Below are 16,303 nucleotides of genomic sequence, written 5' to 3'. Positions count from 1 at the left end.
GTTGAGTAACGCTTTTGTGATAACAACAAAAAAACGGGGTCCGGAATGGAAACGCGACGAAGATCTGTCGTGAAAGCACTCATTTGGAATGTGATGGGGTTGGTGATGATGACGCTGGTGGGCCTGATCGCCACCGGGTCAGTTGCGGTGGGTGGCGTAGTAGCGCTGGTCAATACCGCCATCGGTCTGACGTTTTACATTGCCTATGAGCGGGTCTGGGCGGGGATCTCATGGGGGCGTCATGGAGAAAGCTGAAACGCCCGAATGGGGCACCTTGGCCCTGATTGCCGCATGTAACGCAGCCTGGTTGATTGCCACTTTCTTCGTGGCGGGTTGGAGCTTGTGGCTTGCCATCCCGATGATGGGCGCGATTGCCGCCCTTCATTCTTCGCTGACGCATGAGGCATTGCATGGCCATCCGTTTCGCACCAAATGGCTGAACGAGGCGCTGATGGCCCTGCCTTTGACCCTGTTCATTCCGTTCAACCGGTTTCGCGACTTGCATCTTGCGCATCATCAGGATTCGAACCTGACAGACCCCTACGACGACCCCGAAAGCAACTACCATGACCCGAAGGTCTGGGCGCAGTTGTCTGGATGGCAAAAGAGGCTGCTTGCCGCCAACAACACGCTGCTCGGACGCATGGTACTGGGGCCTGCGATTGGGCAGGCTATGTTTCTGCGGGATGAATGGAGCAGTCTGATTCGTGGTGACCGTTCAGTCGCTCTTGCATGGGCGTTGCATATTCCGGGAATAGCGGTGGTATTGTGGGTCGTCGCGCACTCCTCCATGCCGATTTGGGCCTATGTCATGTCGACTTATATCGGGTTGGGTCTTGTGAAGATCCGCACCTTTCTTGAACACCGTGCGCATGAGAAATCGCGCGCCCGTACGGTGATCGTCGAAGATCGTGGTATCTTGGCTTTTTTGTTTCTGAACAACAACTTGCACGTGGTTCACCACATGAACCCATCGGCCCCCTGGTATCAACTACCCACGCTCTATCAATCGGGAAAAGAGCGGTATCAGGATTGCAACGAAGCCTATGTCTACACGTCCTATGCCGAGATCTTCAGGGCATATTTCTGGCGGGCGAAGGACCCGGTGCCGCATCCGCTCTGGCCAAAGCCCTGATTTAAAGACAGAACGGGGTTCATGAGCTTATGGATTCCAATCACCATCGCCGCCGCCAGCTTTCAGACTGTCCGGTTCATGCTGCAGAAATCGCTCAGCAGCGTAAAACTGTCTGCGGCTGGGGCAACTTTTGCGCGCTTTGCCTATTCCTTGCCATTGGCTCTGATAGGGCTGGTCGTCGCGATGCAGGTCACCGGGCTGAGCCTGCCCGAATTGTCCGCGCGGTTCTGGGTGTTCGCGATCATCGGCGGCACCACGCAGATTCTGGCGACGATCTGTGTTGTCGCCCTGTTCAAGCAACGCAACTTTGCGGTCGGTATCACGTTCAAGAAAACCGAAGTCATCCAGACCGCCATAGTTGGATTTGTGGTGCTGGGCGATCAGGTCTCGACCGGTGCGTTGGGGGCGATTGTCGTGGGGCTTCTGGCAGTTCTGCTTCTGTCCAAAACTCCCGGAGGAGACGGGGCGTGGTGGCACCATCTGACCAATCGTGCCTCGCGACTGGGGCTGGGTTCGGGGGTGTTGTTCGCCTTCTCTGCGGTCAGCTATCGCGGTGCCTCGCTTGAGCTGGGCGATATCGACGCGTGGTTTCGCGCGCTGGTCACGCTGGCCGCTGTGGTCTCGTTTCAGTTCGTCAGCATGGCGATCTGGTTGCTTTGGCGCGACCGGGCCGAGTTGCGCGCGGTCTGGAACACACGCCGAACCGGAGTGTTCGTTGGCCTGACCAGCCTGGGCGGATCATTCTGCTGGTTCTTCGCTTTCACCTTGCAGAACGCGGCATATGTCAAAGCACTGGGGCAGGTCGAGCTTTTGCTCAGCCTGCTTGCCTCGACCCTGTTTTTCCGTGAGACCATCACCCGGCGCGAGATCGCCGGGATGATGTTACTGGGCGCGTCAATACTGGTACTGGTGCTGTCGATCTGAAGCATTCTACTCAAGGCACAAGCATCGAAATACGCCTTCGATCGCAGGGAGAGACAGCGTTTTTCGATTCAAATCAAATGCAAAGCGATACAAGCGCCCGGGCGACTAGCCCGCGCGGCGCTCATCAAAGCTGAGGGCGATGAAGCTGGGCAGGTGATCGCCCATGCCGACAACAGCCGGGCCATGATCGTCCTTGCGGCCTCGACCGCGAGTTTTGGGTTCGCGGGGCTCGCGCTCTTTCTTGCCTTCGCTTCGCTTTCCTTCCGCCGCTTTGGCGGGCTTCTCGGCTTTCGGTTTCTCGGGCTTTGGTTCTTCCTTGACCGGGTTATCAAGGCGCGGAATTTCCTTCTGGATCAGCTTTTCAATCGCGTCCAGAGCCTTTTCGTCACGACCCGAGCAGATCGTCACGGCCTTGCCTTCGCGTCCGGCACGGCCTGTACGGCCGATGCGGTGAACATAGTCCTCGGCATGGCCGGGCACGTCGAAGTTGAACACATGGCTAACCGAAGGGATATCGAGACCGCGCGCCGCCACATCTGAGGCAACTAGCAGGCGCAGCGAGCCATCGCGGAACCCGTCCAGCGTTTTCATCCGCTGCGACTGATCCAGATCGCCATGGATCGCGGCCGCGTTGTAGCCGTATTTCTTCAGCGATTTCGCACAGATATCCACATCCGTCTTACGGTTGCAGAAGATGATCGCGTTGGTGCATTTGTCACCTTCGGCGTCGATCAGCGCACGCAGAACCTTGCGTTTGCCGCTGGCTTCGCGATCCCGGCGACCGCCTTTGAACATCACCACGCCCTGTTCAATCGTCTCGGACGCGGTGGCCTGACGGGCGACCTCGATCCGGGCAGGGGCGGACAGGAAGGTGTCGGTGATACGCTCAATCTCCGAGGCCATTGTGGCCGAGAAGAACAGCGTCTGGCGCGTGAAGGGCGTCAGTGAGAAGATGCGTTCGATATCGGGGATGAAGCCCATATCCAGCATCCGGTCGGCCTCATCCACGACCATGATCTGCACACCGGTCAGCAGCAGCTTTCCGCGTTCGAAATGGTCCAGAAGACGGCCCGGTGTCGCGATCAGTACGTCTACGCCGCGGTCGATCAGGGCCTCTTGCTCTTTGAAGCTGACACCGCCGATCAGAAGGGCCTTGGTCAGTTTCAGATGCTTGGAATAGGTGTCGAAATTCTCGGCCACCTGCGCGGCCAATTCCCGTGTCGGGCACAGCACCAGCGAGCGCGGCATCCGGGCTCGGGCGCGGCCACGGGCCAGCAGGGTAATCATCGGCAGCGTGAAGCTTGCGGTTTTCCCGGTGCCGGTCTGGGCAATGCCCAATACGTCTCGCCCTTCCAGCGCGGGTGGAATCGCACCTTCTTGAATCGGAGTGGGGGTTTCGTATCCGGCTTCCTCAATGGCTTTGAGGACCTTCGGGTTCAGGTTCAGTTCGGTAAACTTTGTCATATATGTCCGATTATTGCGGACACTTGACCTGGCCCGCGCGTCTGCGTCATGCCGGGTCAATCTGACCATGCGCACCATGCGCGTTTCGGCTTGAGGCGGGACATAACAAAAACGTGGGGCGGGGTCAAATGAACTGAAATCCCGACGGCGTCAACCGGCTGGAAATAGCATTTTTTGCAACAATTCAGCAGCTTCCGGGAAAGTGTTTCGCTACTTTTTCATCCAGATGCAACGGGCGGTGCCGGATCTGACCATGTGCCTCAAGCCGAGCACGGACGTCCGGGTCAGCGGCGCTGAGTTCATCGTAAAATGCACGCAGCCCATCAACACCACGGGCAGACTCGATCTGGCTGAACAGCTCGTTCTTGTTCACGCCGCCCTGATCGCGAGGCAGGTTCGGGGACATGCCGGGTTTGTACGAGCCACGCTCCATCCGGAAACGGTAGTGTTTGAACCAATGCTCCCAACTCAGGGCGTGATGGTGGCACAACTCCAGTCCCGGCAGCTCGAATTTGCAGGGCAGGAGGGTCTTGTCCTGAAACAGGTTGTGGATGCGAAAACTCAGCTTTTTCAAACCCGTGCGCACGATCAATTTGCCCTGCACATGGCTGAGGAATCCCCCAAGAACATGGGCGCCATAGGTGGGGTAAAGCGCCTGAACCAAAGCCTCACGGTCCGGGCCTTTGGGGATATGCGCTTTGTACAGGTTTTCGGCCTCGGCAATGGACTCGATCGGTCGGACCCGAACGGCGGGGATATCTGCGGGCACGGTTTCAAGCAGCTCCGGGATGGGAGCGTCCGCCCACAGGAACTCATCCACATCGATATGGGCCAGCCAATCCAGATCGGTTTTGCGATAGGTATAGCTGGCATGGGTGGATTGGCGCACCTGATGCTTATCCGGACGCGTCCGGTTCCGGCCACGCCAGAAAGCGTCATCACAGAGTGTCACTTGCACCTTAGGGTGCTGCTCCAACTGGCGCTGCGCCTCGGGGTTGGGCTCATCCAGATAGAGGTACAGCCGGTTGGCCCCCAGATCGAGGTGATAGGCCGCAAACCGCAGGATATCCTGCGTGGGCCCTCGCACCATGGAGACAACACCCCATATGGTCATTGGCGCTGCATCCGGGCGAGACGGCGTTCGCGCATCTTTTTCAGACGGCGAAAGACGGTTCCGGGGTCTTTGTTCAGCTCGGTCATCAGGTGATCCGCCAGCGGGGCGATGGTCGGATCAGTCAGCGCCTTGGTCCAGATCGGCGCGACTAGCGACACGGCCAACCCGCCGCGCTCCAGTGAGAAAGACTGCATCTGCAACGGCAGCGGGGCGGTGCTTTTGCCGCGAAACCAATGGGTTTCCTCCGGCCCGCGTTTGGAGAACAACCGTTCGAACTCATAGAGCTTCATCAGCCCAAACAGCATCCGCAGTGCTTGACCAACCTCGCGTTGTGTTGGGGTGTCGCCGTGATCGGCAAAGGTTTGCACCGACGAGACGAGCCAGCGCAGATCAAGCGCTTCGAGGAGATGCTGGGATTGTTCGGCCCAGAGCCGCCGGAACAAAGCGGGCGTGTGACGCGGATAGGAGCGTTTGCGCAGATTGGCGATCAACTGGGCGTTCAGGAAGGCAAGTTCCGAATTGCCTACAAACTCGGTCGCGATCTTGGCGCGCTTCTGGTCCCACGCGGTGGCATCGTCGCTTTCGGGGGCGAGGGTCGCGCATTCCGGCACGATCTGCTGCGCCATTACGTCCAGATCAACGTCGAGATCGGGCAGGGGGCGGGCACCGAACACAAAAGGCGCGCGCCTGTTTTCCAGGATCTCCAGCATGTCGGGCAGGCCGCCGGGAAAGGTCAGGTCGTCATCGCTCATGCGGGCAGAATTGCACAGCCGGGATTGGCTGTGCAATCAGGCAGTTGGATCACACCATCATCTCTTTGGTGGCCGTCAGGTTCAGCGCCGGATAGTCCCGCACGACCCGGTCGATATCCCATTGCAAGCGGGTCAGATAGACAATGTCGCCGTCATGGTCATGAGCGATGTGCTGCTTGTTGGCGTTGACGAATTTCTCGACCTCGGCCTTCTCACCGCTGACCCAACGGGCCGAGGTGAACTGAGACGCCTCGAACCGAACCGGCAGGCCGTATTCCATCTCAATCCGGCTGGCCAGTACTTCGAATTGCAACGCGCCGACGACGCCCACGATAAAGCCCGAGCCGATCGAGGGTTTGAACACTTTGGCCGCGCCTTCTTCGGCAAACTGCATGAGCGCCTTTTCTAGATGCTTGGCCTTCATCGGATCGCCCGGACGGACGGTCTGCAGCAGTTCCGGTGCAAAGGACGGGATGCCGGTCACGCGGATCGCTTCGCCCTCGGTAAGCGTATCGCCAATGCGCAGCTGGCCGTGGTTCGGGATGCCGATGATGTCCCCGGCCCAGGCTTCCTCAGCAAGTTCCCGGTCAGAGGCAAGGAACAGGACGGGGTTCGAGATCGCCATCGGCTTTTTCGACCGCACATGGGTCAGCTTCATGCCACGTTTGAAATGCCCCGAGGCCATGCGCACAAACGCCACCCGGTCGCGGTGCTTGGGGTCCATATTGGCCTGCACCTTGAACACGAAACCGGCGACCTTCTTTTCATCGGGCGCGATCTGACGGGGCTCAGCAGACTGAACCTGCGGCTGCGGGCCATAGGCGCCGATGCCTTCCATCAGCTCTTTCACGCCAAACGAGTTGATCGCCGAGCCGAACCAGATCGGGGTCATGTGCCCTTCCAGAACCGCTTGCGGATCGAGGGCAGGCAGCAATTCGCGCGCCATTTCAACCTCTTCCAGCAGCTTCTCCAGCAGGTGATCGGGCACGTGTTCCGCCAGTTTGGGATCGTCCAAACCGTCAATCTGAATGCTCTCGGCCACTTTGTTGCGGTCGGCGCGGTCCATCAGCTCCAGCCGGTCGCGCAGCATGTCATAGCAGCCGATGAAGTCGCGGCCCACGCCGATGGGCCACGCGGCAGGCGTGACGTCGATGGCCAGCATTTCCTGAATTTCGTCGATGATCTCGAACGTATCGCGGCTTTCGCGGTCCATCTTGTTACAGAAGGTCAGGATCGGCAGATCGCGCAGGCGGCAGACCTCGAACAGCTTCTGCGTCTGGCTTTCGACACCTTTCGCACCGTCGATCACCATCACCGCCGCATCCACCGCGGTCAGCGTGCGATAAGTATCTTCCGAGAAATCGCTGTGGCCGGGGGTGTCGACTAGATTGAACCGGAAATCCCCATAGTCGAACGACATCGCCGAGGCGGAAACCGAAATCCCTCGGTCCTTCTCCATCTGCATGAAGTCCGACCGCGTGCGCCGCGCCTCACCCTTGGCGCGCACCTGACCGGCCATCTGGATCGCGCCGCCGTACAGCAGGAACTTTTCCGTTAGCGTGGTCTTACCCGCATCCGGGTGCGAGATGATGGCGAATGTCCGACGACGAGCGATCTCGGGCGGCAATACGGGTTGGTTCGAGGCGGTATCAAGCATAAGCGGGCGTATAGGCGGGGAAACCCGCCGAAGCAAGACAAACGGACTGGTTCGAATCGGCAAGCTATGGCAAAGAGAACGTATAGTGAACAAATTATGGGAGTGAACCAATGGAATTGAAAGAGATTGCGAACGAGCTTGTCGCCGGCTGCCGCGAAAACCGGACCGCCGAAAATCTGGGCAAACTCTATGCCGCGGATGCTGTCTCGGCCGAGGCGGTGGATGACGTTGGCATGGGGCGTGAGGTCCAAGGTCTGGATGCCATTCGCGGCAAACACGAATGGTGGGACAGCGCGGCAGAAGTCAGCCATGTCTCGGTCAGTGATCCGATGTTGCATGGCGACGACCGCTTTGCCGTGATTTTCGAGATCAAGGGCAAGTTCATAGAAAGCGGCGAGAATTTCGATATGAGCGAAGTGGGTGTCTACCACGTGGCCGATGGTAAAATTGTGAGGGAAGAGTTCTTTTACTAGGGCCTGTTGAATTCTGGTCTTCTCAGTCTGGCTGGTGCTAGACATGCGGGCAACAACAGACAGAGGGGATCAGAATGGATCTGGGAATTCGCGGCAAACGTGCGTTGGTGTGTGCCAGCAGTAAGGGGCTTGGGCTGGGCTGTGCCGAGGCGTTGGCTGAAGCAGGCGTTGATCTGTTGATGAATGCGCGCGGTGCTGAGGCACTTGAAGCTGAAGCGGCGCGGTTGCGTGCGGATCATGGCGTTGTGGTTGAGACGGTGGCCTGTGATGTGACCTCGGCCGAAGGTCAGGCGCAAGTGATCGAGGCAGCACAGGGTATTGATATTCTTGTCACAAATGCGGGCGGGCCGCCTCCGGGTTTGTGGTCGGACTGGGATCGTGAGGATTTCATCAAGGCACTGGATTCCAACATGCTGACGCCGATCGCTTTCATGAAAGCGCTACTGCCGGGGATGATGGACAAAGGTTGGGGGCGGGTGGTGAATATCACCTCGCAATCTGTCCGCGCGCCGATCCCGGCTTTGGGTCTTTCGAATGCTGCGCGCACCGGGCTGACCGGTTATGTGGCCGGAACGGCGCGTCAGGTCGCCCCGCAAGGTGTGACGATCAACAACCTGCTTCCGGGTATCCATGACACCGACCGCGCCTTGTCGCTGGATACCGGTGTGTCCAATCAACAAGGGATTTCGCTGGATGAGGCCCGCGCGGCCAGGTCCGCCACGATCCCGGCGCGCCGCTATGGCACACGTCAGGAATTCGGCGCGGCCTGTGCTTTCCTGTGTTCTCAACATGCGGGCTTTATCGTTGGGCAGAACATACTGTTAGATGGCGGCGCAACCAATTTGACGATGTAGGAATGGCACAGAATTTCTCTCTGAAGGACCAATTGTTCAACGCGGAAAAAACCCGCTATCTGGCGGGTTTGTTCCAGTCGGCGGACCCGGAATTCGACGCCGAGGCGTTCGAAGCGCAGGTCATGTCGCGCCTGTTGGATCTGGAACTGAAAGAGAGAATGACCTGGATCGCCGATTGCCTCCAGCAGTCCTTTCCGGGCAATTTGCCATCGGTTGCGCCGGTGATCCTGCGCGCCTTGCCGCCGCCATTGGACCCAAGCAAGACGGATGATGATTTCGGCGATTTCATCTTTGCGCCGCTTGGGGATTGGGTTGTCGCAGTTGGGGCCGAGCATCCAGAACTGGCGTTGGACGTGCTGGAGGAACTCACACAGCGTTTTTCGATGGAATGGGCGATCCGTCCGTTCCTGAACAGCCACCCCGATCTGGTCTTGGCGCGGATGCTGCGTTGGAGCAAACACGACAGCTATCATGTGCGCCGTCTGGTCAGCGAGGGCACGAGGCCTCGTTTGCCATGGGGGCAGGCGGTTGGTCTCGCGCTGACCGACCCCTTGCCTTTGCTGGATGGTCTGCATCAGGACACAACGCGCTATGTGACGCGCTCGGTTGCGAACCATCTGAACGATATCACGAAAAAAGACCCCGATCTGGTTCTTGAATGCCTGCAGCGCTGGCGCGAGGCAGGTGAGCAGGACGAGGCGGAGCTGGAGTGGATGATCTCTCATACCCTGCGCGGTCTTGTAAAGGCCGGGCATCCTGGGGCGATGAAGATGCTGGGCTATGACCCGGATGCGGATGTCACTGCAATCATTTCTGTTGAGGGCGAGGCCCGGATCAATAGCGCTTTGGCGTTCTCGGTCGATTTGAAAGGGTCTGCTGATCAACCGGTTCTGGTGGATTATATCATTCACTTTCAACGCCCTAACGGAAAAACGTCAGCCAAGGTTCACAAGCTGAAACAGGCCGCTCTGAAAAACGGCGCGTTGCGTCTGGACAAACGCCACAAGCTCAAAGGCAATGCGACCACGTTCAAACTGGTGCCGGGTGCGCATCGGCTTGAGGTTCAGGTGAACGGAAAAATCCGCGCCGGTGTCGATTTCGAGCTGCTTGCGGAATAGCTGATCCCTTGCGCCGGACGGGCGGGGTTGCTATCCCCGCTCAAGCCCGATGGAATTGATCGGGAAAGGCAACAGGACCCATCTGTGACAGGCAACACACCTCCTCCTCGTTTGGAAATTCGCAATATGATCCGCCGGTTAGAAGGCCGGGTTGTGGTGGATGACGTCTCGCTGACGCTCGAGGCGGGGCGGGTGACCTGCCTGCTTGGTCCGTCCGGATGCGGCAAATCCACAACCTTGCGGATGATCGCCGGGGTCGAGATGCAAGACTCGGGCGAGATCTATGTCGATGGCAAACTGATCTGTGACACGGTGTTCCGTGTCCCGCCTGAACGCCGCGAGATTGGGTTGATGTTTCAGGACTTTGCCCTGTTCCCGCATCTCAGCGTGGCCGATAACGTGAGTTTCGGCCTGAAGGGTAGCAAGGATCAGAAACGTGCCCGGGTCGAGGAGCTGCTGACCAAAGTCGATCTGATGCGGTTCATCGACGGGTTCCCGCATCAACTGTCCGGCGGCGAACAGCAGCGGGTGGCTTTGGCGCGCGCTCTGGCTCCGCGCCCCCGGATCATGTTGATGGACGAGCCGTTCTCGGGCCTCGACAACCGCCTGCGCGACGGTATCCGCGACGAAACGCTCGCGATCCTGAAAGAGGAAGACGCCGCCGTTCTGCTGGTCACCCACGAGCCGGAAGAGGCCATGCGCATGGCCGATGAGATCGCCCTGATGCGGGGCGGCAAGATCGTGCAACAAGGCGCGCCCTACAACGTCTACACGCGGCCAGCGGACAAGGCGGCCGTGGCCTTTTTCAGTGATGTCAACGTGTTGCAGGCGCAAGTGAATGGTGCTTTGGCCGAGACCCCGTTCGGACAGTTCCTGGCACCGGGCTTTCCGGACGGCACCGATGTCGAGATTGTTTTCCGCCCCCAACACCTCCGGCTGGATTTCGACCGAAACGGCAAAGGGCCTTTGCCCACGGCCACAGACGGCGTCGCCGCACGGGGCGTTGTTGAACGCGCCCGGTTCCTGGGCAATGAAAGTCTGGTCGAGTTTCGGATGGACTTTGACGGCTCGATCCTCAAGGCGACGGTTCCGAACGTGTTTGTCCCCGCGCCTGGGCGGGCGATGTGGCTGACCATCCGACGCGACCGCTGTTTCGTTTTCCCTAGATAGAACGCAATTTACCCGCAAGTGGTGCGCGAAAGCCGCAGATTGCGGGCCTGCATTGCTTGCCGCAACGCGGGGTCGGGTCTATCAAGGGCGAAACGCGGGGGTGGGACGGTCATGCGTATTCTGATTACCAATGATGACGGCATCAATGCGCCGGGGCTGATCACGCTTCAGGCGATTGCAAAGGATCTGTCCGGACCCGGCGGTGAGGTCTGGGTCGTGGCCCCAGCATTCGAGCAATCCGGTGTCGGCCACTGCATAAGCTACACCCATCCCATGATGGTCGCCAAACTGGATGAGCGGCGATTTGCTGCCGAAGGCTCTCCGGCGGATTGTGTTTTGGCGGGCCTGCATGACGTGATGAAGGATTGCCCGCCCGATTTGGTGTTATCTGGCGTGAACCGGGGCAACAACTCGGCGGAAAATACACTCTACTCCGGCACTATTGGCGGCGCTATGGAGGCCGCTTTGCAGGGTGTGCCGGCCATTGCCTTGTCGCAGTATTTCGGCCCACGCAATCTGGGGCTCGAGGATCCGTTCGAGGCCGCCAGTCGCTTTGGCGCCGATCTGGTGCGCCGCATTCTGGACGCAACCCCTGCAGAGCAAGGCGATTACCGCCTGTTCTACAATGTGAACTTCCCACCCGTTCCCGCCGATGAGGTTCTGGGCACTCGCGTTGCCCCGCAAGGGTTCCGCCGCGATACGCATTTCTCGGTCGAGCCGCATAGTTCGCCTTCGGGGCGGCGGTTTCTGTGGATCAAGGGCGGATACCAGCACAACCCGACCGCGCCCGGCACGGACGCGGCGGTCAATCTGGAAGGCTATATCTCGGTCACGCCGATGCGCGCGGATCTAACCGCGCATGACACGCTAGAGGCATTGAAGTCGATCGAATGAGTGGACTGGACCCAGAAACCGTCATGCAGTTCCTGTTTGCCCTGCGCAAGCGGGGCGTGACCGATGCGCGTGTCCTGGCCGCGATGGAAGCGGTCGACCGGGGGCGCTTCGTCACCGGCCTGTTCGCCGACCGCGCTTACGAGGATATGCCGCTGCCCATCGCCTGCGGTCAGACGATCAGCCAGCCCTCGGTGGTGGGGTTGATGACACAGGCACTGGATGTGCGTCCGCGTGACACTGTTCTCGAGATCGGGACCGGGTCGGGGTATCAGGCGGCGATCCTCGCGAAACTGGCGCGTCGCGTTTACACGGTTGAACGGCACAGGCGGCTTGTTAGCGAGACCGGCAAGCTGTTTGCCGAACTGGGGCTGACCAATGTCACGTCGATGCTGTCGGATGGCTCGTTCGGTTTGCCGGAACAGGCACCCTTTGATCGGATCATCGTGACCGCGGCGGCTGAGGACCCGCCAGGCCCGCTCTTGGCGCAGCTGAAAATCGGGGGTATCATGGTGCTACCCGTCGGGCAGTCGGATGCGGTGCAGCAGTTGATCAAGGTGACGCGCACCGAGACCGGTTTGGACTATGATGAATTGACGTCGGTTCGGTTCGTGCCGCTGCTTGAAGGGCTTGGCAAGGACGAGACGTAACAGGTTTTTTTTGGAATGGATCGCCGGAACCCCGGACAACAGGGGCAGGTGTTGAGGACAAAAGTCATGAGAGCAGTTACCAAATCAACGATGCGCCGTTGTGCGACCGGAGTTGCGGCTCTGGCCATTCTGACCGGGTGCGAGGGGCCGTTGGACTACGACCTGCGCGGGCAGCTTGGCGGGTTTTCCACCACGGATGCGGCGCAATCCGCCACCACCAGCCGCCCTGCGCCCGATGCGCGGGGGGTGATCACCTATCCGAACTATCAGGTCGCCGTGGCGCGACGGGGCGATACCGTGCGCGATGTGGCGGCTCGGGTCGGCCTGCCGGAAGGTGAGCTGTCACGGTTCAACGGCTTGCAGACAACCGACGCGCTGCGCGAGGGTGAGGTTTTGGCCCTGCCGCGATCTGTTGGGGCGTCAAGTGGTGTGGATATTGCCTCAATCGCCGGAAACGCGATTGATCAGGCCCCGGATACGGCCGGGGTGCAGACGACGCTGCTGAAGCCGGTTGAACCGGCGCCAACGCCTGCGCCGGTCGCCTCTGGACCGGAGCCGGTGCGCCACAAGGTGAAACGGGGCGAGACGGCCTTTACCATCTCGCGCCTCTATCAGGTGCCAGTTGAAGCTCTGGGAGAGTGGAACGGGTTGGGCCCGGATTTCGCCATTCGCGAGGGGCAGTATCTGTTGATCCCGGTCAAGAACCAGGCCGCCCCGCGTCAGGCGGCGGCAGCGGCTCCGGTCGCTGCGACAGAGGTGACGCAACCGGGGCAGGGTTCTCCGACACCGACACCGCCGAGTGCGACCCAGCCGCTACCGGATGAGCAGGTCGCGCCGCTGGCCGAGGCTCCCGTGGCGCCGGATGTCACAGCTGAAGCGCCGACCAGAAGTTCCGGCAATTCCGCGCTGTCCTTGCCGGTCGCGGGCAATATTATCCGGACATATGACAAGGGTAAGAACGAAGGCATCGATATCGCGGCCGCTCCGGGCACGTCGGTCACTGCAGCCGAGGCAGGCACCGTGGCCGCGATTACCGCAGATGCCGATCAGGTGCCGATCATTGTTGTGAAGCATAACAATGACTTGCTGACGGTTTATGCAAATGTCGAGGATATCACCGTCAAGAAAGGTGATCGCGTGCGGCGAGGGCAGAAATTGGCGGAACTGCGCGGCGGCGACAATGCGTATGTTCATTTCGAAGTCCGCAAAGGCTTCGAATCGGTTGATCCTGAGCCGTATCTGAGGTGACCAGAATGGCCCGTTCCGGGCCATGCCTCCGGCGGGGATATTTTTAGCCAGATGAAGGGCGGATCACCCGTGTGGATCGAAGTCACTTAGGCGTTTCCCCGGCTCGTCTGCGAATAGCTCGGGCAGGGGTGTGACGGTTTCGATCAGGTCGATGCGAAAAACGCGAAAGCCGTTGCGCAGCTCGCACCATGCGGTGAGGGTCCAGACGCGGCCCCAATACTCCATATGGAGGGGGCGGATTGTGCGTTCGGTCAAGGTGCCGTCGATGCGGCGGTATGACAAGTGCAGCTTCTGGCGGGATTTGATGGCGGCGCGGAGCGGGGCCATATGTGCCAATCCGCGCGCGGCATCGGCGAAGGGGTAGACTGCGAATTTCCAAGTATCGGCCTCGGCCACAACCTGCGTGGGCAGGACGGCGTCAATCTTTTCTGCGAGTGACTCGGCTGCGGCTTTCAGGTCCGGGTCAGCTGCTTCGGCGACGATGGCCATTCCGAGGTTCAGTGCCTCAAGCTCGGCCGTGGTCAGGTTGAGTGGGGGCAGGGTGATCTGCTCGCGAACCATGTAACCCACGCCGCGTTCGCCTTCGACGGGAACACCCGAGGCGACCAATGTGTCCATATCGCGATAGATCGTACGGACCGACACCTCGAGCCGGTCCGCGATGTCCTGCGCGCGGTGCAGTTTGCCGTCGCGCAGGATCTGGATGATATCGAACAGTCGATCAGTGCGGCGCATAATACGCCGTTCTGACCTGCGTCAGGTCATTTTCCATAGGACTGCCTCATGCCGCATCTGCATGCTTTCGGGGTTGATGGCTGCCATCAGGGCCGGTGCAAACTCCTGTTGAGGGAATTCTGCAGCCGCCGTCTGAGCGGCCTTCATATCTTGCCAAACGACATAGTCCGTCCAGCGACCGTCTTCCCCTTGACTGAGGTGGCGATGGGCAAAGCCGGGTGCTGCGCGCACGAAGCTCTCGGTCGATTGGCTGAGTTTGACGAAGGCCTCGGGTGAGGTGCCCTCGGCCAGGGTGAAGGTGACGATTTCGGCGACATGGGTCATGTGTTTCTCCGTTGACCAGGTTGCGATACCGCTGTCCTAGCCGGTTACAACTGACATAAACCTGTCAGTTGAGAAAAGCGAGGGCCATGAATCGGCAAGATCACATCAAATTTGCCGCTCGAATTGGCTCGGTCACCTTTTGAGAACGCGGCTTGCGGCGTAAACACGGGGTCAGAAAAGGGTTCAGGCGCAGTGCGCCTTTGAGAAGGAGAATAAACATGCTCAACAATATCGGACTTCCCGGCCTGCTGCTGATCGCTGTTGTGGTGCTGGTGCTGTTTGGCCGCGGAAAAATCAGCTCGCTGATGGGTGAGGTTGGCAAAGGCATCACATCGTTCAAGAAAGGCGTCAAGGAAGGCGCGGACGAGCTGGAGCAGGATGCAGCCGAAGTGGCCAAGGACGTCACGCCCGAAACCGAGAAAGACAAGGTCTAAACCCGGATGTTTGATCTGGGCTGGACCGAGCTTCTGGTCATCGGCATCGTTGCCCTGATTGTGGTGGGGCCAAAAGACCTGCCCGTGCTGTTTCGCAATGTCGGGCGGTTTGTCGGCAAGGCCCGCGGCATGGCGCGTGAATTCACCAGCGCCATGAACGAGGCTGCGGATCAGGCAGGTGTGAACGAGATCAAGAAGGGTCTGAACGCGGCCACGAATCCCGTGAACAGCGCGATGGACGGTGTGAAAAAGGCCGCTCAGGATCTCAGCAGCAGCATCGATCCGACCAAGTTTGACCCGGAAAGCGAAACGGGCAAGCTGGCGGCTGAACGGGCTGAACAGGCCAAGAAGATTCAAGCCACAACCGCCCGCGCTGCTGCCGAGCGTAAGGCCAAAGAAGCCGCTGACGCGCTGGCCAAGGCCGAAGAGGCCGAAGCCGCGCTGAACACTGAGAACAAGACATGAGCAAGACCGACGAAATCGAAGACAGCTCAGCCCCGCTGATCGAGCATCTGGCCGAATTACGGACACGACTCATTCACTGCGTCGTGGCGTTTCTGATCGGTATGATCATCTGTTTCACGGTTGCGACACCTCTTTTCAACTTCCTTACGCATCCTTTGTGTGAGGTGTTGAATGAGCGTGGGCAGGATTGCGGGCTGATCTTCATCTCGCCGCAGGAAGGCTTCTTTGTTGCGATCAAGGTATCGCTGCTGGGGGGCTTCATACTGGCGTTCCCCTATATCGGGATGCAGATGTGGCGCTTTGTTGCTCCGGGGCTTTATAGATCCGAGAAGAACGCGTTCCTGCCGTTTATGTTGGCCTCGCCCTTCATGTTCCTGTTGGGGGCAAGCTTCGCCTTCTACGTCGTAACGCCTTTGGCCTATGACTTTTTCCTCGGGTTCCAGCAGTTCGGCGCTGAAGGTGAGGCCGTCGTGGATGGCACCACCGCCGCACCGCTTAGTGTGGTGTTCCAAGGCTCCGCTCAGGAATACCTGAACCTGACAATCAAGTTCATCGTGGCCTTCGGGCTGTGTTTCCAACTGCCAGTGTTGCTTACGCTGATGGGCAAGGCGGGGCTGGTTACAGCTGAGGGGCTTGGTAGTGTCCGCAAATACGCGGTAGTCGCCATTCTGGTGCTTGCTGCGCTTGTGACCCCTCCCGACGTGATCACACAGATCATTTTGTTCGTAGTGGTCTACGGCCTCTATGAGGTGTCGATCTTCCTTGTGGGGCGTGTCGAAAAGAAACGCGAAGAACAACTCCGCGCGGATGGCTACTATGATGACGAGGCCGAAGCGGATGAGGACCTGATGCAGGAAGAAGACGGGAAGTAATCTCTTGCTGTTACCAAGACAGG

The 16,303-nt window shown here is 59.5% G+C and carries 19 protein-coding genes; 13 read left to right on the top strand and 6 right to left on the bottom strand.

Annotated features, from left to right (window positions below; all coding sequences use genetic code 11):
* Positions 1 to 45 precede the first annotated feature (45 nt).
* The 3 genes from ACR3FB_RS09570 to ACR3FB_RS09560 are packed head-to-tail and all read left to right on the top strand — an operon-like array spanning position 46 to position 2,059.
* Positions 46 to 255, top strand: coding sequence for a DUF2061 domain-containing protein (locus tag ACR3FB_RS09570; protein WP_480564309.1), 210 nt, complete (start codon positions 46 to 48; stop codon positions 253 to 255).
* Positions 242 to 1,135 carry a fatty acid desaturase gene (locus ACR3FB_RS09565; RefSeq protein WP_480564312.1) on the top strand — a complete coding sequence of 298 codons (894 nt, stop codon included), beginning with the start codon at positions 242 to 244 and terminating at the stop codon, positions 1,133 to 1,135. The genes ACR3FB_RS09570 and ACR3FB_RS09565 overlap by 14 nt, the downstream gene beginning before the upstream one ends.
* Before the next feature lie 21 nt (positions 1,136 to 1,156).
* Positions 1,157 to 2,059 (top strand): EamA family transporter, encoded by a 903-nt coding sequence (locus ACR3FB_RS09560; RefSeq protein ID WP_480564315.1) that lies wholly within the window; start codon positions 1,157 to 1,159, stop codon positions 2,057 to 2,059.
* A gap of 105 nt (positions 2,060 to 2,164) precedes the next feature.
* Here ACR3FB_RS09560 and ACR3FB_RS09555 read toward each other — a convergent pair whose 3' ends face one another.
* The 4 genes from ACR3FB_RS09555 to ACR3FB_RS09540 form a co-directional block, all read right to left on the bottom strand.
* Positions 2,165 to 3,523: a DEAD/DEAH box helicase gene (locus ACR3FB_RS09555; RefSeq protein WP_170373900.1), complete on the bottom strand. Its 1,359-nt coding sequence runs from the start codon at positions 3,521 to 3,523 to the stop codon at positions 2,165 to 2,167.
* Between the two features lie 184 nt (positions 3,524 to 3,707).
* Positions 3,708 to 4,637 carry a glycosyltransferase family 2 protein gene (locus ACR3FB_RS09550; RefSeq protein WP_480564318.1) on the bottom strand — a complete coding sequence of 310 codons (930 nt, stop codon included), beginning with the start codon at positions 4,635 to 4,637 and terminating at the stop codon, positions 3,708 to 3,710.
* Entirely contained in the window at positions 4,634 to 5,389 is a 756-nt protein-coding gene (locus ACR3FB_RS09545; protein ID WP_480564321.1) for a hypothetical protein, read from the bottom strand. Before ACR3FB_RS09545 ends, ACR3FB_RS09550 begins: the two co-directional genes overlap by 4 nt.
* A gap of 49 nt (positions 5,390 to 5,438) precedes the next feature.
* Positions 5,439 to 7,046 carry a peptide chain release factor 3 gene (locus ACR3FB_RS09540; protein WP_480564324.1) on the bottom strand — a complete coding sequence of 536 codons (1,608 nt, stop codon included), beginning with the start codon at positions 7,044 to 7,046 and terminating at the stop codon, positions 5,439 to 5,441.
* A 110-nt stretch (positions 7,047 to 7,156) separates the two neighbouring features.
* Between ACR3FB_RS09540 and ACR3FB_RS09535 the strand changes: the two genes are divergently transcribed.
* From ACR3FB_RS09535 to ACR3FB_RS09505, 7 genes are all read left to right on the top strand, one after another.
* Positions 7,157 to 7,519, top strand: coding sequence for a nuclear transport factor 2 family protein (locus ACR3FB_RS09535; protein WP_170458600.1), 363 nt, complete (start codon positions 7,157 to 7,159; stop codon positions 7,517 to 7,519).
* A gap of 74 nt (positions 7,520 to 7,593) precedes the next feature.
* On the top strand, positions 7,594 to 8,373 hold the full coding sequence (locus ACR3FB_RS09530) for an SDR family oxidoreductase (RefSeq protein WP_480564326.1): 780 nt from the start codon (positions 7,594 to 7,596) through the stop codon (positions 8,371 to 8,373).
* Between the two features lie 2 nt (positions 8,374 to 8,375).
* On the top strand, positions 8,376 to 9,491 hold the full coding sequence (locus ACR3FB_RS09525; RefSeq protein ID WP_480564329.1) for a hypothetical protein: 1,116 nt from the start codon (positions 8,376 to 8,378) through the stop codon (positions 9,489 to 9,491).
* 126 nt (positions 9,492 to 9,617) lie between these two features.
* Positions 9,618 to 10,661: an ABC transporter ATP-binding protein gene (locus ACR3FB_RS09520; protein WP_480564332.1), complete on the top strand. Its 1,044-nt coding sequence runs from the start codon at positions 9,618 to 9,620 to the stop codon at positions 10,659 to 10,661.
* 111 nt (positions 10,662 to 10,772) lie between these two features.
* Complete coding sequence (gene surE, locus ACR3FB_RS09515) at positions 10,773 to 11,555, top strand: 5'/3'-nucleotidase SurE (protein WP_425082910.1); 783 nt, start codon at positions 10,773 to 10,775, stop codon at positions 11,553 to 11,555.
* Positions 11,552 to 12,202 carry a protein-L-isoaspartate(D-aspartate) O-methyltransferase gene (locus ACR3FB_RS09510; RefSeq protein ID WP_170373891.1) on the top strand — a complete coding sequence of 217 codons (651 nt, stop codon included), beginning with the start codon at positions 11,552 to 11,554 and terminating at the stop codon, positions 12,200 to 12,202. The genes surE and ACR3FB_RS09510 overlap by 4 nt, the downstream gene beginning before the upstream one ends.
* Positions 12,203 to 12,268: 66 nt before the next feature.
* Positions 12,269 to 13,450 (top strand): peptidoglycan DD-metalloendopeptidase family protein, encoded by a 1,182-nt coding sequence (locus ACR3FB_RS09505; protein WP_480564335.1) that lies wholly within the window; start codon positions 12,269 to 12,271, stop codon positions 13,448 to 13,450.
* A gap of 63 nt (positions 13,451 to 13,513) precedes the next feature.
* Here the strand turns inward: ACR3FB_RS09505 and ACR3FB_RS09500 are convergent, their stop codons facing one another.
* Positions 13,514 to 14,185: a helix-turn-helix transcriptional regulator gene (locus tag ACR3FB_RS09500; protein ID WP_425082908.1), complete on the bottom strand. Its 672-nt coding sequence runs from the start codon at positions 14,183 to 14,185 to the stop codon at positions 13,514 to 13,516.
* 21 nt (positions 14,186 to 14,206) lie between these two features.
* A complete protein-coding gene (locus tag ACR3FB_RS09495) occupies positions 14,207 to 14,509 on the bottom strand; it encodes a hypothetical protein (RefSeq protein WP_480564337.1) in 303 nt (100 codons plus the stop codon).
* A gap of 218 nt (positions 14,510 to 14,727) precedes the next feature.
* Here ACR3FB_RS09495 and ACR3FB_RS09490 point away from each other — a divergent pair, with 218 nt between their 5' ends.
* The 3 genes from ACR3FB_RS09490 to tatC are packed head-to-tail and all read left to right on the top strand — an operon-like array spanning position 14,728 to position 16,280.
* Positions 14,728 to 14,943: a twin-arginine translocase TatA/TatE family subunit gene (locus ACR3FB_RS09490; protein ID WP_170373887.1), complete on the top strand. Its 216-nt coding sequence runs from the start codon at positions 14,728 to 14,730 to the stop codon at positions 14,941 to 14,943.
* A gap of 6 nt (positions 14,944 to 14,949) precedes the next feature.
* Positions 14,950 to 15,408: a Sec-independent protein translocase protein TatB gene (tatB, locus tag ACR3FB_RS09485; protein WP_170548320.1), complete on the top strand. Its 459-nt coding sequence runs from the start codon at positions 14,950 to 14,952 to the stop codon at positions 15,406 to 15,408.
* Positions 15,405 to 16,280 carry a twin-arginine translocase subunit TatC gene (tatC, locus tag ACR3FB_RS09480; protein ID WP_170665008.1) on the top strand — a complete coding sequence of 292 codons (876 nt, stop codon included), beginning with the start codon at positions 15,405 to 15,407 and terminating at the stop codon, positions 16,278 to 16,280. The genes tatB and tatC overlap by 4 nt, the downstream gene beginning before the upstream one ends.
* Positions 16,281 to 16,303: the final 23 nt, after the last annotated feature.

It is taken from the genome of Ruegeria sp. AO1, from assembly GCF_056535985.1.
This window is presented reverse-complemented; position numbering and strand designations above follow the sequence as displayed.

Bases quoted from the DNA above. Each gene is read 5' to 3' on its own strand.
- ACR3FB_RS09500 (WP_425082908.1), bottom strand. From the start codon at position 14,185: ATGCGCCGCACTGATCGACTGTTCGATATCATCCAGATCCTGCGCGAC.
- tatB (WP_170548320.1), top strand. From the start codon at position 14,950: ATGTTTGATCTGGGCTGGACCGAGCTTCTGGTCATCGGCATCGTTGCC.
- ACR3FB_RS09520 (WP_480564332.1), top strand. From the start codon at position 9,618: ATGATCCGCCGGTTAGAAGGCCGGGTTGTGGTGGATGACGTCTCGCTG.
- ACR3FB_RS09525 (WP_480564329.1), top strand. From the start codon at position 8,376: ATGGCACAGAATTTCTCTCTGAAGGACCAATTGTTCAACGCGGAAAAA.
- ACR3FB_RS09555 (WP_170373900.1), bottom strand. From the start codon at position 3,523: ATGACAAAGTTTACCGAACTGAACCTGAACCCGAAGGTCCTCAAAGCC.
- ACR3FB_RS09565 (WP_480564312.1), top strand. From the start codon at position 242: ATGGAGAAAGCTGAAACGCCCGAATGGGGCACCTTGGCCCTGATTGCC.
- ACR3FB_RS09510 (WP_170373891.1), top strand. From the start codon at position 11,552: ATGAGTGGACTGGACCCAGAAACCGTCATGCAGTTCCTGTTTGCCCTG.
- ACR3FB_RS09535 (WP_170458600.1), top strand. From the start codon at position 7,157: ATGGAATTGAAAGAGATTGCGAACGAGCTTGTCGCCGGCTGCCGCGAA.
- ACR3FB_RS09490 (WP_170373887.1), top strand. From the start codon at position 14,728: ATGCTCAACAATATCGGACTTCCCGGCCTGCTGCTGATCGCTGTTGTG.
- ACR3FB_RS09570 (WP_480564309.1), top strand. From the start codon at position 46: ATGGAAACGCGACGAAGATCTGTCGTGAAAGCACTCATTTGGAATGTG.
- ACR3FB_RS09540 (WP_480564324.1), bottom strand. From the start codon at position 7,046: ATGCTTGATACCGCCTCGAACCAACCCGTATTGCCGCCCGAGATCGCT.
- ACR3FB_RS09495 (WP_480564337.1), bottom strand. From the start codon at position 14,509: ATGACCCATGTCGCCGAAATCGTCACCTTCACCCTGGCCGAGGGCACC.
- ACR3FB_RS09505 (WP_480564335.1), top strand. From the start codon at position 12,269: ATGAGAGCAGTTACCAAATCAACGATGCGCCGTTGTGCGACCGGAGTT.
- ACR3FB_RS09560 (WP_480564315.1), top strand. From the start codon at position 1,157: ATGAGCTTATGGATTCCAATCACCATCGCCGCCGCCAGCTTTCAGACT.
- tatC (WP_170665008.1), top strand. From the start codon at position 15,405: ATGAGCAAGACCGACGAAATCGAAGACAGCTCAGCCCCGCTGATCGAG.
- surE (WP_425082910.1), top strand. From the start codon at position 10,773: ATGCGTATTCTGATTACCAATGATGACGGCATCAATGCGCCGGGGCTG.
- ACR3FB_RS09545 (WP_480564321.1), bottom strand. From the start codon at position 5,389: ATGAGCGATGACGACCTGACCTTTCCCGGCGGCCTGCCCGACATGCTG.
- ACR3FB_RS09530 (WP_480564326.1), top strand. From the start codon at position 7,594: ATGGATCTGGGAATTCGCGGCAAACGTGCGTTGGTGTGTGCCAGCAGT.
- ACR3FB_RS09550 (WP_480564318.1), bottom strand. From the start codon at position 4,637: ATGACCATATGGGGTGTTGTCTCCATGGTGCGAGGGCCCACGCAGGAT.